The sequence below is a fragment of the Bradyrhizobium sp. BLXBL-01 genome, from assembly GCF_051853025.1.
Lineage (GTDB): Bacteria > Pseudomonadota > Alphaproteobacteria > Rhizobiales > Xanthobacteraceae > Bradyrhizobium.
The window spans coordinates 1,703,719-1,717,737 of the sequence record NZ_CP182471.1 but is presented as its reverse complement, the minus strand read 5'-3'; the positions used below and the strand labels follow the sequence as shown (position 1 = coordinate 1,717,737).

General features: G+C 60.2%; 13 protein-coding genes. 4 read left to right on the top strand and 9 right to left on the bottom strand.

Annotated features, from left to right (window positions below):
* Nucleotides 1-627 precede the first annotated feature (627 nt).
* From ACNJYA_RS08050 to ACNJYA_RS08035, 4 genes are all read left to right on the top strand, one after another.
* Nucleotides 628-1,317, top strand: a complete 690-nt coding sequence (locus ACNJYA_RS08050; RefSeq protein WP_439402400.1) for a response regulator — start codon at nt 628-630, stop codon at nt 1,315-1,317.
* 27 nt (nt 1,318-1,344) lie between these two features.
* Nucleotides 1,345-2,799, top strand: coding sequence for a type II and III secretion system protein family protein (locus ACNJYA_RS08045; RefSeq protein WP_439402399.1), 1,455 nt, complete (start codon nt 1,345-1,347; stop codon nt 2,797-2,799).
* A gap of 10 nt (nt 2,800-2,809) precedes the next feature.
* A complete protein-coding gene (locus ACNJYA_RS08040; RefSeq protein WP_439402398.1) occupies nt 2,810-3,472 on the top strand; it encodes a CpaD family pilus assembly lipoprotein in 663 nt (220 codons plus the stop codon).
* Between the two features lie 1,185 nt (nt 3,473-4,657).
* Nucleotides 4,658-6,652, top strand: coding sequence for a hypothetical protein (locus ACNJYA_RS08035; RefSeq protein WP_439402397.1), 1,995 nt, complete (start codon nt 4,658-4,660; stop codon nt 6,650-6,652).
* A gap of 328 nt (nt 6,653-6,980) precedes the next feature.
* Here the strand turns inward: ACNJYA_RS08035 and ACNJYA_RS08030 are convergent, their stop codons facing one another.
* From ACNJYA_RS08030 to ACNJYA_RS07990, 9 genes are read right to left on the bottom strand one after another with little or no spacing between them, the layout of a single operon-like run.
* Entirely contained in the window at nt 6,981-8,018 is a 1,038-nt protein-coding gene (locus tag ACNJYA_RS08030; protein WP_439402396.1) for an EscU/YscU/HrcU family type III secretion system export apparatus switch protein, read from the bottom strand.
* The gene (sctT, locus tag ACNJYA_RS08025; protein WP_439402395.1) at nt 8,015-8,836 is read right to left on the bottom strand and encodes a type III secretion system export apparatus subunit SctT; all 822 of its coding nucleotides are present in this window, start codon (nt 8,834-8,836) and stop codon (nt 8,015-8,017) included. The genes ACNJYA_RS08030 and sctT overlap by 4 nt, the downstream gene beginning before the upstream one ends.
* Before the next feature lie 10 nt (nt 8,837-8,846).
* Nucleotides 8,847-9,122, bottom strand: a complete 276-nt coding sequence (locus ACNJYA_RS08020) for an EscS/YscS/HrcS family type III secretion system export apparatus protein (protein WP_036014823.1) — start codon at nt 9,120-9,122, stop codon at nt 8,847-8,849.
* A 2-nt stretch (nt 9,123-9,124) separates the two neighbouring features.
* Nucleotides 9,125-9,790, bottom strand: a complete 666-nt coding sequence (gene sctR / locus ACNJYA_RS08015; RefSeq protein ID WP_439402394.1) for a type III secretion system export apparatus subunit SctR — start codon at nt 9,788-9,790, stop codon at nt 9,125-9,127.
* On the bottom strand, nt 9,783-10,904 hold the full coding sequence (sctQ, locus tag ACNJYA_RS08010) for a type III secretion system cytoplasmic ring protein SctQ (RefSeq protein WP_439402393.1): 1,122 nt from the start codon (nt 10,902-10,904) through the stop codon (nt 9,783-9,785). Before sctQ ends, sctR begins: the two co-directional genes overlap by 8 nt.
* Nucleotides 10,901-11,437: a hypothetical protein gene (locus ACNJYA_RS08005; RefSeq protein ID WP_439402392.1), complete on the bottom strand. Its 537-nt coding sequence runs from the start codon at nt 11,435-11,437 to the stop codon at nt 10,901-10,903. Before ACNJYA_RS08005 ends, sctQ begins: the two co-directional genes overlap by 4 nt.
* A complete protein-coding gene (gene sctN / locus ACNJYA_RS08000; protein WP_439402391.1) occupies nt 11,413-12,768 on the bottom strand; it encodes a type III secretion system ATPase SctN in 1,356 nt (451 codons plus the stop codon). Before sctN ends, ACNJYA_RS08005 begins: the two co-directional genes overlap by 25 nt.
* Nucleotides 12,765-13,385 (bottom strand): type III secretion system stator protein SctL, encoded by a 621-nt coding sequence (sctL, locus tag ACNJYA_RS07995; protein ID WP_439402390.1) that lies wholly within the window; start codon nt 13,383-13,385, stop codon nt 12,765-12,767. Before sctL ends, sctN begins: the two co-directional genes overlap by 4 nt.
* Nucleotides 13,382-14,014 (bottom strand): nodulation protein NolU, encoded by a 633-nt coding sequence (locus ACNJYA_RS07990; protein ID WP_439402389.1) that lies wholly within the window; start codon nt 14,012-14,014, stop codon nt 13,382-13,384. The genes sctL and ACNJYA_RS07990 overlap by 4 nt, the downstream gene beginning before the upstream one ends.
* Nucleotides 14,015-14,019: the final 5 nt, after the last annotated feature.

Sequence of the window (14,019 nt, the reverse complement as noted above, 5' to 3'; positions counted from 1 at the left end):
CGTGCGAACAGTTGCAAGCGAGAGGGTGCCCTTCCCGCCGAGAGAGGCATTGATCGTTTCGGCGTGCATCTTGGCCGGTGACGCAATTGGCCAGATGCGCCGCGTGATGTGTCTTCGAATGCAGGAAAGACTTACATTGTCGTGACTTCACCACACGAGAGGCACGACAGCCCGGCAAAACTGGCCGCAGACCAAGACGAATTGGGGAAATTCCATGTCCGTTCCGCTTATCTGTTCAGCCACAAATCCGCTCGTCTCCCGCGCTCTGGTTACGATTGCGCGGCTCGGCGCTGTTCGTACTGCAGGGAGCGGGTCGGTGCGTGCAAGAACAACTTTGATCGGCCCACGTACGCGCCGGCGGACTGCCGCGGCTGTCAGCCTCATAAACAAGGTCAGATCTGGCATGAGGGACATGTTGAGCGGCGCCGACACCGTAAGCAGTTGGCAGCGGTCTGGGGTCTATCCGATGACAATCGACCGGCAGATATTGAAAGCCAGTCAACCTGTCCCGCCTTCTTGTCTCGGGCTGTCCGAACTCGCACCATCCCAGCCTCCTCTCAGTTCCATCGAGCCCCATGCTCGATCGTGACGCGCTCAGGTCTTCGTGGATGGACAAGAGGCAATGAAATGCGAATTCTCCTGGTTGATCATCATGCGGACTTTGCCCGCCACGTGAAGGAAGTGCTGTTAGATTGCGGCTTCGCCGTCGACGTAACACGCACGCTGGATGAGGCGGCGGCCGCGCTCGATTGTGCGAACTACCACATGGTCCTGCTCGAGTCGGCTTTGCCCGATGGAGACGGATTGGACTGGCTGAAGCAGTTGCGGCGCGAGGGGCGGTCAATGCCGACCATGATGATGAGCAGTCTCAATGACCTCGGCCGGCGGATTGCGATTTTTAATGCGGGCGCCGATGATTTTCTGCCTAAGCCCGTCTCCACCGACGAACTCATTGCTCGTATGCGAGCGATTTTGCGACGGTCAACGCAAATGACGGCGCCGGTGGTCACATTCGGGAATCTGCATTTCGATCCGATCGCGCGACAAGTATCTGTCGGTGGTCGTATCCTCAGAATTGCACGCCGGGAAGTGTGCATTCTTGAACATCTGCTCAACCGCGCGGGCCGTACCGTACCGCGCGCATCGCTCGAAGATAGCTTGTATGCATTTGACGACGAGGTCTCGACCAATGCGCTGGAAGTCGGGATCTATCGCTTGCGCACGCATTTGAGCCAGGCGGGTGCAACGCTCAGGATCAAGACCGCGCGCGGTGTCGGTTACACCCTTGAACTCATTGGCGCAGCCTCGGCTGCCTAGCCGATCGAACTTGAAAGCGATACTCCCTTGAACATCGTTAACAATGCCGCCGGCGCTGATGAGCCGTCCATGGTGGCAGGCCGCTCGCACCATGCCACCTTTCGCCGCCTCTGCTACGGCCTGTGCGCAGTCGCTCTGTTATTTCCGTTTGCTGCCACAGCTCAGACAAAGCGAGATGGCAACGCAGAGCAGCCACGCGCGGCGTCTGGCAGCACCACTGGCACGCTCAGCCTTACATCCTCACAGGGCAAGACAGTTCATCTGACCGGACCGGCTGCGAGCATTTTTGTCGCGGACCCGGCGATTGCCGACTATCAGGCGCCGTCGAACACCACGATCTTCGTCTTCGGCAAAAGGTCGGGACGGACGAGCCTGTTCGCCCTGAACGACAAGGGAGAGGCTCTGGCTGAGCTGCGTATTGTCGTTACTCAACCGATCGAGGATCTGCGGGCTGCGCTGAAGGCCGAGATCGGCGACTATCCGATACAGGTCAGCTATACCCCCCGCGGCGCGATTCTTAGCGGTACTGCGCCCAGTGCCGATGTTGTCGAGAACGCCAGGAAGGTCACTGAGCAGTTTCTTGGAGCGGGCGCGCTGGTTGCCAACAAGATCCAGGTGGCTGGCTCGTTGCAGGTGAATCTCAGCGTAAGGGTGGCAGAAGTCTCCCGCAGCGCCGTCAAGGATCTCAATATCAACTTCACCGCCTCCGGCCCAAACGGCGCTTTTCTTATTAGCGGCAAAGGGGGCGGGTCCGGCGCGGCCGGCGGCGGCGGCACGATCGGGATCGGGGTTAGCGCCGGCAATACCAACCTCAGCGCTGTTCTCGACGCCCTCGCGAGCGAGCACCTCGCCTCAATCCTGGCTGAGCCGAATCTGACGGCAATGTCCGGCGAAGCCGCAAGCTTTCTCGCCGGCGGGGAATTTCCGATTCCGGTCATGCAGGACAATCGACAGGTTTCGGTCCAATTCCGGCAGTTCGGCGTGAGCCTGGAGTTCGTCCCGACGGTGCTTAACAACAATCAGATCAATATACGCGTGAAGCCCGAAGTCAGCGAATTGTCGAGCGAAGGCGAAGTCAGAATCAATGGCATGGCGGTCCCTGCACTCTCGACGCGACGCGCGAGCACCGTTGTCGAGCTCGCCAGCGGTCAGAGCTTTGCAATCGGCGGCCTCATCAGGCGAAACTTCAACACTGACATTCGCGAGTTTCCCTGGCTCGGCGATGTGCCGATCCTGGGTGCGCTGTTTCGCTCCTCATCCTTTCAGAAACGTGAAACCGAGCTGGTCATTATTGTCACGCCCTACATCGTGCGGCCGGCATCGAACCCAAACAAGATGAGTGCGCCGACCGACCGCATCTCACCGCCCTCAGATGCGGGGCGCATTTTGACGAACACGGTGGCCCGCCCGCCGCGAGAGCGCGATGCTCCTCGCACCAGCGCACCAGGATTGACCGGCAGCGCCGGCTTTATCATCGAATGAGGATCGTCAAATGACCTTGCGACATTTGTGTCACTTGATCATTATTGGGGCAACATTGGGCGGCTGCGCCAATAGTGCGTCCACCCATCTCGGGCCGGCTGAACCAGCAATACAGGTCGAGCAGAAGAAGCGTATCTTGTTGCTGCAGCGCCTCCGTGGCTCCGAAAAGCGTCAGCTGCGGAGCTTCCTCGCGAACGTCAGTGGCGGTCGGCGGGATGCACTCCATGTGGATGTCACCGGCTCACCCAGGCTCATTGTCCAGGTGGCGCACGAGGCCCGCGCCATGGGCGTTGCTCCTTATAACATCCGCCTGTCCGCTTCCCCCATCGATTTGCCGCCCCGTTCCGGCGTGAGGATCGAGGCGATCACCTTTGATGCCCATCCTCCGATTTGTCCGTCGCTTTTGATCGTCGGACCAGCCGTGAACGACAATTCGTTCGAACCCGCGCTTGGTTGCTCGACCAAAAGCAATCTGGCGGTTATGGTAAACGATCCGCTCGACTTCCTGGATAATCAGTCTGTCATCATAAGTAATGGCGATCGCGCCACCATTCCTCTGGCCAACTATGGTGCCTCCTCCCCGCGAAACAAGAGCAACGCAGAAGATGGAGCAGGTACGGCAGCCCCGAACGCGGCGGGAACGACAGCACCGAATGTGCAGCCGCTCCGATAGCGGCTTTGGGCGGGATGTTTGGAAAAATCACAATCCCTGCTGCCATGTTGCCAAAGGAGAGGCGACTCGATCGTGACACACAAGGCCGCGCCATGTTTCGAAGTGGTGACGATCAAGCGCAGTGCTGCACAGGATTTAGCTCTCAGCGAGAACAGATCGCAGATCTGTTCTCCCCCACCAATGGATCTCGTCCAGAAATTCCAGGGGGCGTGCGCGTGCTCCACAAGGCGGCCATCGCCGCCCTGAGCGCTTCGGCGTGAAAGCGTGACCGGACGTGCCTCTGCGAGATCGACGCCGGAAGAGAGAGCCTACGATCTATCGGGCATAACCAAGAGCGTGACTTAGGCATGGCGACCACGTCGATCGTTGGCCACGCTGTGATGGCTAGGGAGCACCTATTTCTGGCTCCAGCTCAGTAACGCGCTCGGCAGCTGGTCTGCATCATCGTCGTCCTATCCGATCAGTGGAATGCCCACTTGCGCGAGCACCACACTTGCCGCCCGGTGGACACTATCATGGCGCACATCGGGTTAAGCGAAATAAGAGCATGGTTGGTCCTGGGTGTCTGAATGCACGCGGCTTCACGGGCTAGCGTTGCCTCTCAATAGCAACGACCGGGCCATCAGCAGTCAAAACGCGCTCGGCCTCTGGCTCATGGATCAATGGCCCTCGGTAATCCCTGAGCCATTCTGCCGCCCCAGCATGTCGGAGCCTGTCTTGAGAGCGAACATGGACCGTGAGGTGGGATACGGATGGCTTCGTGTCGCTGCTATTCTCGCAGCAGGCGACCACGAACCAGAGATCGCGAGCTTTATTGAAAGCGCGCGTTCCTGCGGATGTGGTCAGGAACGCGCAAAAGTGCGCTCAACTCTGGTGCAGCCGATATCGATATCTCGTTCTTTCAAGGAGCGAGCGACACGTCGTCGCCCCACGCCCGACCTCCGAGTAATCGAAAGCCCCCCAATGGCCCGGTCCTCACGATCATAGCGTTGTGAAGGGACGAGATCTGACGATCAAGACGATCGCGAACGACTGTGGCGCATCACACCACGCTTGAGTTGAAGAGGCTGGTTTTTATCCGGCGCTTTCCTTTGCCCGCTCGAGCGAGGCTGCAGCGCGCGCCGGCCATTATTCACCTGTCATTCTACTTTTCCGCCCGGCCGCGTCAGATTTTGGAAAGCTAACGTGAGTAGCGAACTAGCGAAAGAGCATGCCAGCGGACTGACCATGGATCGATTCAACACGATCAACCCAGCCGATAGAGAGCCTACTGCGTCAGATGCCAGCGTGGAACAGCCGCAACAGCCGCATGTTGCGTTTGAGCAGCACCTGGCAGGCGCGCGAGAGGCGGGCCCCGTATATCCTCACGCGGCGCTATATGATGTCACTGAGGAAGACGATCGCCTCATCCAAGCGGCGTCGGCTGCTGCTCTCGATCGAGTGCCACCGCTGAGTAAAATCACTGTCGAAATTTATGATCGTCGGCTTCGCAACTTGGCGGACGCACTGAAGAAGTCTGGCAAATCAATCTCTGGACTGGATGACGATACGTTGGCCGATCACGCTAAGAAGCTGCTGCGAGGCGATAAGATCATCGCCCCAGCATTGTCAATAGTCAGTCAGTACCGCGAGCCTGACGCCGACGCTGGCCCCATCTCAACACATTATCGTCCTTCCAGGGAAGATGAGAGGCTCATCAGGAAGGCCGCCAATGCAGGTTTTGGTCGACGGATCGGCAAGAGTACGGCCGGGACCTATGCAAGCCATCTGCGCAAACTGGCGGTAGCTCTCCGACCCTTGTCCATAGCCGAGCTCAGTGATGATAGGCTGCTTGGCCACGCGGACAGGTTGTTTCCAAAGAACAAGACCCTCATCGTCGCCTTGAACGGCCTCCGCGATTATCGCGCGACTACCCTGCAGAACGATTTGGGCGGGGAAGGAGGCAGCTCGCCTCATTTCATTCAGCCGTCCGCGCCCTCGCCCACGCCGCCGGCCGATGGGCGGCCGATGGGGAGCGTTGCGGATGGGGGCGGCTCATTGCCGCCCGGGTTTGATGTACCGCAGGTCATGCATGCAATGGGTTTAGCGGCCTATTCTCCTATACAAAGTGTCGCCCAGGACGAGCTTTTCGATGCGGCGGATCGCGAGGGCCTCTTGCTGGCGACCACACATTTGCCAGTGCCTTGGCCAACGATGGTTCAATCGCCCCCCTCGCCGGTGCAAAGTGTCGCTCAGGAAGAGCTTTTCGATGCCGCGGATCGCGAGAACCTATTGCCGCCCCGGACCTTCGATGCACCGGTGCCTTGGCCAACGATGAGTCCAGCGGCCCAGACCACGCTCGAGCAGAGGTTCGCGGCGGCCGGCGACGTCGTTAATGCAGCTTTGAGCGTTCCCGGGGATTTCTCCCACGGCACCCAGGGCGCGCCCAATATGATACACACGCTTCGCCGCTGGGGGCTCCTGCCGGATGCAGCACAGCGGGTAAAGACCTACGACATTCGCGGTGAACGCTATATCGCCGTCTTGGGACCGGGAGGGCTCAATGATGTTCAGCTGGTCCATCTGCGCTCGCCCCCTGTCGGCGACACGTTTGACGTTTCGTTCGTCGTTCCCGAGAATTTTTCCCACCGCACCCAGCTGGCCCCCGACATGATGCTGTCCACCTTGGGGGATTGGGACTTCTTGCCTGTTGCGGAACATCCGATCATGAACTACCAAATCGGCGGCGAACGCTATACGGCCATCTTGGGACCGGAAGGCCCCAAGGACGTTCAGCTCATTCATCACCCTCGGCCCGCTTTGCCGGGTGAAGCTACGCCTGCGGCCCGGAGGACTTCCTCAGATATTTACGGCGGTCTTGCGCCCGGCTTTGATTCGCCGGCACCTTTCGAATGGCGTGAGGACCCTCCCTCGGCACCGGCACCAAACCTTCCCCTGCCATCTGCCGCACCGGCATCAGCCCAGCAGCCCTTCCCCCAAGTGCCTGAACTGGGAGAGTTGTTGGGCGACGGCTGGACGCACGGCCCGCAAGAGGCTTCGCCTGCCATGATCGACATATTGCAGATCCTTGGCCTTCTGCCGAGCCGGGGCGTCCCAATGACCGTGTTTTCGATCCACGGTCAGCGCTACACGGCCGAAAGCCTAGCGGGAGGCGGCGTTCTTCTGTTCCATCGGCCATAATTTGGCTGAACGAGCGGCTCGTCGGCGCCACAGACCCGCTGAGAGCGTGCTCCAGATGGGAGCCATCCTAGTTGATGATCAGCAGTACCGACTCATCCAAGTGGCCGCACTCTAGCTACCGTACAAGTCGACGTCCTCGAGGGTGCAGGCGCGGAAGCACTCGAAATCGGCGAACAAGTTGTTACGGTTGGCGCCGCAGCTGATCCGCGTGATCCGGTCGGCGAGGCCGTGGCCCAGAGGCCACCTGGGCGAGCCCATCGACCCCTCGCGCAAGGTCCCAGCGTCCATCGGGCGCACGTTGCAAATCGCAGCGTTAGGACAGGATGATCTAGACCAGCCCCGCTGCATAGAGTGCTTTTGCAACCGACTCGAAATATTGCGAGGGAACCGGGTTGCCGAGCTTTGCTTTGCCGAGCAGCTGACGCGCCAGAACATCGTCATCCACAATGGTAAGACGCAGCGCGCGCGCCTCACCAAGCAGTTGTGAAGCAGCTTCGCCCTCGCCGCGGCAGACCAAGACCGGCACGCCGGTCTCGCCGCGAACATAGCGCAGCCCAATCAACGTTGCCGATCCCCGCAATATCAACGTGGCACGACTGATGCCGAGCGGAGCCTCGTTGGCCGACTCTTGCCGCAGACGCCGGTGCTCACACTTCACCTGCGGGTTGCCCTGCTGTTCCTTATTCTCCCGCTTGGCCTCCGTTTCAGTCATGCGCATGTCCTGCATAAACAACCAGCGCTGGATTAGGAGGTCAGCCAATCCGCCGACCAGAAAAGCTCCAGCGGCAATCCCAGTCAGCAGTTTAACCTCGGTGAAAACGAAGCCAAAACAGCCCATGCCGCAGACTGGCAGGTACACCAGCGCTTTCCAGCTGGCGGTCACCGTGAGAAAGAAGGTCGCACCAAGCAACACCACTTTAGCCAGTGTCTTGCCAAGCTCGATGGCCGAACGTTTCGAGACGATACGTTTCAAACCTTTGATGGGATCCAGTTTCTCGAGCTTCGGCTTGAGCGGCTCCGAAGCAAACATAAAGCCGCCATTGGCCAGGACATTGGCCAGAAGAGCTGCTGTCACGGCAGCGGCGAGCAGCGGAGCGACCGTGGCGATCGAAAGTTCTAGCAAGCCGCTGAGCGCTTGTGGCACCGCGCTTGTGAACGGCTGCTCCTGCAGTTTATCGACCAGTTGGACCGTCTCTTGCCACTTGTCCTTGATCGCACCCGCTCGCCACCACAGGCAGCCGAAACCGGCACACGCGCTGACGCCGCTCACCAGATCCGAGCTGCGCGCGCTCTGCCCCTTCTTGCGGGCATCGCGCAGCTTCTTGGGCGTCGGAGGAAGCTTTTTCTCCTCACTCGTAGAGCTCATTTCAACAGCTTCTTCAGATCCTCGAGCATGTTGTTCGAAGTCAGGATATCAGCTCCGGCGTATTCAAGCAGATAAACGGCGTAGCTGACCATGATGACCCCGAATGCAACATTCTTGATCATTGGGGAGAGATCGTTCAGCTTGAGCTGCGATGCAAAGCGGCCGAGCATCATGACCGAGACATCGACCAGCAGCAGCAGGGCCAGCACCGGCCCGGCGACTAACAAGGTCGTCATCATGATACGATCGAGAAGGGCCAGACATTCCATTGCCCCTTGCGCTGTCACGGCAGGCAGAAACTGATAGACAGGCCACACTAGGTAGCTGCCATAGAGGCCGCTCACCATGGTCTGCAGCCCGCCGACCAGAACGAAGATCGTAACCGCCGTAACGCCGAGAAAAAGCCCGGTTCCGGACGCTTGGCTGTGCGTCGCGGGATCCTCCCCCGCAACTTGGCTTGAAATTCCGCGTTGTGTATCGATGATGTCGCCGACTGCCTGTATGCTCCATAGTGGAATACTGAGCAGGATGCCGAGCATAAGACCGACGAACACCTCCTTCAGGCCAAGCATGGTAACGCTGACTAGGCGCGTGTTCGGGTCCAGGGCCTGCAGACCGAGCTTGATGTGAGCGAGGCACGGCAGGCCGATCGCAATCGTCAGACTTCCCCGAACCAGACCGCTGATGCGCGGCCGGGTGAAGACGGGAAGCACCATCATGATGCCGAGGGCGCGGGCCGCACTCAGGCCGGTTGCGGCGACGAGCTCGATCGTGCCCTGAACGAGAGCTTGCGCCTCCGCGGGTGACAGGCCAGCCATCCAAGCGCTGCTAATATCTTGCGGTGAGCGCTGGAAACTCGCTGAAGATGTGCTCGGCCTGGTCGATCAGTGGCGCGCTGAGCACGGGAGAAAACCCGGCGAGCACGGCGACGACAACCAGAAGCTTGACCGTCAGTGGCAGGGTTTGATCCTGGAGCTGAGTTGCCGCCTGAATGAGGCCAATGATCAGTCCAGAGATGAGTGCTGCGAGCAGCGGCGGCAGAACCCAGATCATGAAGAGCACGAGCGATTGACTCAGGTGCGTAAGGATGCTGGCTTCGTTCATGGTCAACCTCCTGGCGTCGTGTAGCTTAATACCAGCCCGTGCATGAGACGTGACCAGCCGTCGATCGTGACGAACAAAAAGAGCTTGAAGGGGACAGATATTACCGTAGGGGATACCATCGACATACCCATGGCCATCAAAATCGTCGTTACAATTAGATCGATCGTGATGAAGGGAAGATAGAGAAGAAAACCGATTTCGAATCCACGCTTGAGTTCGGAGATCAAAAACGACGGCACGAGTATCGCAAAATCATCTGCCGTGGCGCTGCCGCGCATGTCCTCCGACCAGACGTGTTCCGTTGAGGACAGGAAGAAGCGGCGCTGCTCTTCATTGGTGAATTTCTTCAAATGAGCTCGGAGCGGCTCCTGTCCCTCCTTGGCGGCCGTCACCCAGTCATCGAAACTTTGGTAGCGAAGTTGCGGATCGGTAAGGCGATTATAGGTCTGCTCGAAGACCGGAGCGCTGATGAAGACGGTCAGGATCAGTGCCGCGCCATAAAGGACGATGTTCGGCGGTATCGATTGAGTCCCCAGCGCATTGCGCACGAGGAAGAGAACAACCGAGACCTTGATAAAGGCGGTCGTTGTCACGACAGCAAAGGCCAGGAGGCCAAGGCCGACGGTAGTCGCAAGAAGCGCAAGGATGCTGGGTTGAACCTCAGTCATTAAGGGCCAACCTGCCGCGCAGCCTGACGGCCAGCTCGTCCCCGATCCGCACGATGTCGCCCCGGCCGATACGTTGGCCGTTGGCAAGGATATCGACCGGCCCATCCAGAGAACGGCCAAGTTCGAACACGTGGCCTTCGTTGAGGGTTCGCAAGGTTCCCAAGGGCATCGGCCAGCGGCCACATTCGAATATGAGTGTGATCTCGATGCTGTCGATATCCGCCTCTGACGGAGGCTGCTGTTGCACCTGGCTTGGGGGCATAATGTCTTCACTTGTTAGGGGGTGGGATCGCGAGCGGAATGGTCCTCGCAGCACCAGCCTGTCGCCGCCGATCTCTGCAGGGGCCCACAATCGGTCTGCAGCGAGAATGATCTGGCCTCGCGCGAGTGGAATTACGTCCGGGAGCAGCGCGTCGCCTTGCTCTGCTCGGCGAAGAATGCCGATCGCGACGCGAAGCGAACCGACTTGGCCTGCAACGATGACCGGGAGTTCGGAAGGCAGCCTGGCCGTCTGTCGCGGCAATCGGCCGAGCAGCTCGCCGAGCGCGGCGAAAGCCGGCGGAACAGGACCGTCAAGTGGCGAGAATAGAAGCAGCCGCGCCTTGCTGGCGAGCTCACCATAGGCGACGTCAAATTCAAGATAAGGCCTGATATTCCGCGCTTCCTCGGTGCGAACAAGCTGCAGATTGCGCTGCGTCATTCTTTCCAGCGGGGCAAGCAGGGGTTCCAGCGCAAGTTCCAGGACCAGCGAACGCGTCGGCTCAGAAGGTAAGGTAAGGCGATCCTGCACGGTCGCAATCAGCGCTTCCGCAAGCGGAACTGGCAAGGACAGGATCAAGGTTTCACCATTTACGTCGAAGACGCAGTCAAGCATCGACGTCGCAGCCGGCTCCGCCTGCCAGACGGCTCGGCTCACGCGCACAGACATCGGCTTCTCGCCGAGGCGCGCTTGCAGAGGCGCACGCGACGCTGCGATCTCGTTCAGCCACGAGGTCACTGCGTGCGAGAGGATCAGCGTCGGCATGAAGGCTGCGCGTTCAGCCGGCCGATATAGCGCGGGTGCGGCTTCCGCGTCGCAGGCCCCTAGCTCGCGCGGGAGAGGATCTGCAATCATGTTCGCTCACCTCCCGTCTGCCCTGATCGGCCTCGCCGGTAGCGGAGCAAGACTTCATCATCGGCTTCGATTTCGGCGGCAGCCTCGAAATGTGAATTCGTGATGCGCCGAACGTCGTCATCGATCTCACGCCATTTCTGGCTCGCCGCTGAACGCCTGGTCCAAACGGATCGGGCCTCAAGAACCGCAGCCTCAGCTTGCTCTTGAGCAGCACGGGCCTCGTCAAGAACGCGCTGCGCCGCTTTGATCTCGTCTGTGAGCCGCCCGATGATGAGATGATAGCGTCGCTGCAGTTCGCACACAGATATCACATCGGCCGCTAGCATCTCCCGATAGAGCTCCGCCTCGAGCTTTGCGCGGCGCTCTTCGGCATGTGCAAGATGCTCGCAAGCTTGTTGGACAGCTTGAACCGCGAGGTGGCGCTTGGCTTCCAAGTTGGACAATTCACGAAGGGCGCTTCGTTCCCGCATGTCCTTTACGAGCCGCAGCTTTGAGGCGTGAACGGGACTTAGGCCGTTAGACGCGATATCCATGCGACCGTCTCCTCAAAGCTGCACGCCTCATCCTGCCCCTGGCGCAAAAAGGCCCGCAGCTGCTCGATTGAGGCGATTGCTCGATCGGTCATCGGATCAGAGCCTTGCTTGTACTCGCCGACCTTGATCAAGAACTCGGCCTCAGCGTAGCGTGAGAGCAGATCACGGAACAAAGATGCCGCCTTGCGATGCGGCACCGACACGATCGCATCCATGACACGACTGCGGCTCGACAGCACATCGATAGCCGGAAAATGCTCTCGAGAGGCCAGCGCGCGGGACAGAATAATGTGGCCATCAAGGATGCCGCGTGATTCTTCCGCTATTGGATCGCCGGTGCCGTCACCTTCGACAAGCACCGTATAGAAGGCCGTAATGGAGCCATGCTCGCCCATGCCGGCCCGCTCCAACAAGCCCGGCAACAGCGCAAAAACCGAGGGCGGAAATCCGCGCCGGGTCGGCGGCTCTCCTGCGGCGAGGCCGATTTCACGCATGGCGCGGCTAAAGCGGGTCAACGAATCCATCATCAAAACGACGCGAAGCCCCTGATCCCGAAAATATTCCGCCAGTGCGGTCGCCATGTGGGCACATTGGGCCCGCTCCATCGCCGAACGGTCGGAGGTCTCCACCACAACGACGGAACGATGAAGGGCTTCGCCAAGGTGACGCTCGATGAATTCACGCACCTCTCGACCGCGCTCGCCGATCAGCGCAACGATGGTGACGTCGGCCGCCGCGCCTCTTACGATTTGCGACATCAGCGTCGACTTGCCGCAACCCGCATCGCCATAGATTCCAATCCGCTGACCTTCTCCACATGTCAGAAGGCCGTCCAGGACACGAACGCCTAGCGGGAACGGCTGTTCAATCCCGCGCCGTTTCATCGGATTGGGCGCTCTGCCGCGTAGCGGTCTGGCTTCGCCGGCTTTTATCAGGCCCTTGCCATCGAGCGGTCGGCCAAAACTGTCGATGACGCGGCCGAGCAAATCGGGGCCGACAGCCACTTCCTGCATTCGCCCGGTCGTCACCACCTCCGCACGATTGGATAGCCCCACCATCTCCCCGATGGGCGTGAGTCGCACCCCGTCCGGCAACAGGCCGATCACCTCGGCCTCGAGCGACCAGCCGCTACGAGGATCCTGCAACAGGCATAGCTCTCCGACCCGAGCCTCCGGCAAGACGGCGTGCAGCAGCGTGCCCACCGCCCGCGTGATCCGGCCGCGGACGGCGCGTGTATCGATGTGCTTGGCGGAAGATCTCAGGGACGAGAGTGCGGCCTCTACAGTACCTTCTGCGGCCGCGGCATCGTGGGTTGGTCGCTGCACGGTCACGATTCAGCTTCCTCTGACAAGCCAAACCCGAGACGCAGCGCGCGGAGCTGCGCGGCAAGTCCAAGATCGACATTGCCAAACTCGCTCCACAAGACACATTGGTCCGCACTCAGCGCCGGATCCGCCTCAATCCTGACCTTCGGCCGGCCCTCAAGTCCGTCATAGTCCTTGAACTCACTGGCGAGCAGGTCGGCCCTCAGTGGGGATACGTGGAGGCAAAGCTCCGTGTTCTTATATCTTTGCTCGATGGCATGACGAACGCCGTGGACCAGCAGCTCACCCGGGTCGAACGCGCCAAGCAGATCGCGAACGATCTCGAAGACCAGTTGCGGCAATTCCCGCTCCAGAACCGCCTTGCGTTGGGCCAGTTCAAAAGCCGCCTGCGCGATCAGCCGCGCCATTTCCTCTGCGCCAGCCTTTGCACCCTCGACGCGACCCCGCGCCCGTTCCCGCTCATAAGCCTGGCGTGCCCACCCGCGAACCCGCTGCAAATGCCGCTCGGCAGCGGCTCGCGCCCGCACGGCATCGTGCCAGATCTCAAGTTGCGCAGCTGGGATCAGCGGTCCAAGTGGCCGAATCTGCGGGGCCGCGGGTGATGCGGGGTCATCGGCCGTCATGCTCCGACAGCCTCTGTACGCAAATGCGCCATGACGAGGGAAAGCAGGGGGCCTGCTGCACTACGGTGTTCAGAAGCTGGACTCTCGGCCGCCGTCCCAACAGGCAAGCGTAGAAGCACGCGGATACGACCAAGCGATGAAGTTTCTTCCAGCCAGGCGCCGAGACAAGCGTGCCCGTCATATTCGACTTGTCGCGACAATTGCTCTGGATCCACGATCAGGGTCGTTGCGACGGCACTGGATAAATGCCGGACTGCGAAGGCATGCGCTTCGGCACCGATCACCTGCACCAATATCGGCAAATCGTGCCTGGAAACCAACTTGAGGATGGAGCGTGCATGCCAGATGCTGCCCGCGAGCAGCGCAGCCCGCCGCGGAGCATGCCCAAGGAGAGCATCTTCGTCCCAGTCGGCGCAGCTCACCTCAACCTTGCTGCCCAGCAACAGTTCGGCGAGCCTTGGCTGCAGCCTGGCACTCTGCTGTAGCCGAGCCAACGTGGAAGGCGAAAGCAGCGGGTCAAGAAGCCCAGCAAGACGACCGGGATCGACCGAGGCAGCAAGCTCGCGAAGCCGATCGGCTGCGAGCGTGAACGAACGATTGGGTTTTGTGGATGACATTGATGCCGACATGAGCG

What these genes read in the sequence shown, in the direction of transcription:
- sctQ (WP_439402393.1), bottom strand. Translation starts at nt 10,904, where the DNA reads ATGATTGCAGATCCTCTCCCGCGCGAGCTAGGGGCCTGCGACGCGGAA.
- ACNJYA_RS08005 (WP_439402392.1), bottom strand. Translation starts at nt 11,437, where the DNA reads ATGGATATCGCGTCTAACGGCCTAAGTCCCGTTCACGCCTCAAAGCTG.
- ACNJYA_RS08020 (WP_036014823.1), bottom strand. Translation starts at nt 9,122, where the DNA reads ATGAACGAAGCCAGCATCCTTACGCACCTGAGTCAATCGCTCGTGCTC.
- ACNJYA_RS08050 (WP_439402400.1), top strand. Translation starts at nt 628, where the DNA reads ATGCGAATTCTCCTGGTTGATCATCATGCGGACTTTGCCCGCCACGTG.
- ACNJYA_RS08030 (WP_439402396.1), bottom strand. Translation starts at nt 8,018, where the DNA reads ATGAGCTCTACGAGTGAGGAGAAAAAGCTTCCTCCGACGCCCAAGAAG.
- sctL (WP_439402390.1), bottom strand. Translation starts at nt 13,385, where the DNA reads ATGACGGCCGATGACCCCGCATCACCCGCGGCCCCGCAGATTCGGCCA.
- ACNJYA_RS07990 (WP_439402389.1), bottom strand. Translation starts at nt 14,014, where the DNA reads ATGTCGGCATCAATGTCATCCACAAAACCCAATCGTTCGTTCACGCTC.
- ACNJYA_RS08040 (WP_439402398.1), top strand. Translation starts at nt 2,810, where the DNA reads ATGACCTTGCGACATTTGTGTCACTTGATCATTATTGGGGCAACATTG.
- sctR (WP_439402394.1), bottom strand. Translation starts at nt 9,790, where the DNA reads ATGACTGAGGTTCAACCCAGCATCCTTGCGCTTCTTGCGACTACCGTC.
- sctT (WP_439402395.1), bottom strand. Translation starts at nt 8,836, where the DNA reads ATGGCTGGCCTGTCACCCGCGGAGGCGCAAGCTCTCGTTCAGGGCACG.